Below are 1,040 nucleotides of genomic sequence, written 5' to 3'. Positions count from 1 at the left end.
TGTGTGGTGTAAGTTGTTGGCCTATTAGTACCGGTCAGCTTCACGAGTCTTTAGTCCTCGCTTCCACATCCGGCCTATCAACCCAGTGGTCTGGCTGGGGGCCTCTCACACATAAATGTGTATGGAAATCTCATCTTGAAGCGAGCTTCCCGCTTAGATGCTTTCAGCGGTTATCCCATCCGAACGTAGCTAATCAGCGATGCACTTGGCAGTACAACTGACACACCAGAGGTTCGTCCGTCCCGGTCCTCTCGTACTAAGGACAGCCCTTCTCAAATTTCCTGCGCGCGCAGCGGATAGGGACCGAACTGTCTCACGACGTTCTAAACCCAGCTCGCGTACCGCTTTAATGGGCGAACAGCCCAACCCTTGGGACCTACTCCAGCCCCAGGATGCGACGAGCCGACATCGAGGTGCCAAACCATGCCGTCGATATGGACTCTTGGGCAAGATCAGCCTGTTATCCCCGAGGTACCTTTTATCCGTTGAGCGACGGCCATTCCACAATGTACCGCCGGATCACTAGTCCCGACTTTCGTCCCTGCTTGAGATGTCTCTCTCACAGTCAAGCTCCCTTGTGCACTTACACTCGACACCTGATTGCCAACCAGGCTGAGGGAACCTTTGGGCGCCTCCGTTACTTTTTAGGAGGCAACCGCCCCAGTTAAACTACCCATCAGGCACTGTCCCTGACCCGGATCACGGGCCGAAGTTAGATGTCCAAAGTGACCAGAGTGGTATTTCAACGATGACTCCACCCGAACTGGCGTCCGGGTTTCAACGTCTCCCACCTATCCTACACAAGCCACTCCGAACACCAATACCAAACTATAGTAAAGGTCTCGGGGTCTTTCCGTCCTGCTGCGCGTAACGAGCATCTTTACTCGTACTGCAATTTCGCCGAGTTTATGGTTGAGACAGCGGGGAAGTCGTTACTCCATTCGTGCAGGTCGGAACTTACCCGACAAGGAATTTCGCTACCTTAGGATGGTTATAGTTACCACCGCCGTTTACTGGGGCTTAAATTCTCAGCTTCGCCA

The 1,040-nt window shown here is 53.5% G+C and carries 1 rRNA gene; it reads right to left on the bottom strand.

The features are described from left to right. Positions 1-3: 3 nt before the first annotated feature. Positions 4-1,040 (bottom strand): 23S ribosomal RNA (locus QRM57_RS20920); the annotation flags it as partial.

The organism is Arthrobacter sp. fls2-241-R2A-172 (assembly GCF_030208885.1).
GTDB lineage: Bacteria > Actinomycetota > Actinomycetes > Actinomycetales > Micrococcaceae > Arthrobacter.
This window is presented reverse-complemented; position numbering and strand designations above follow the sequence as displayed.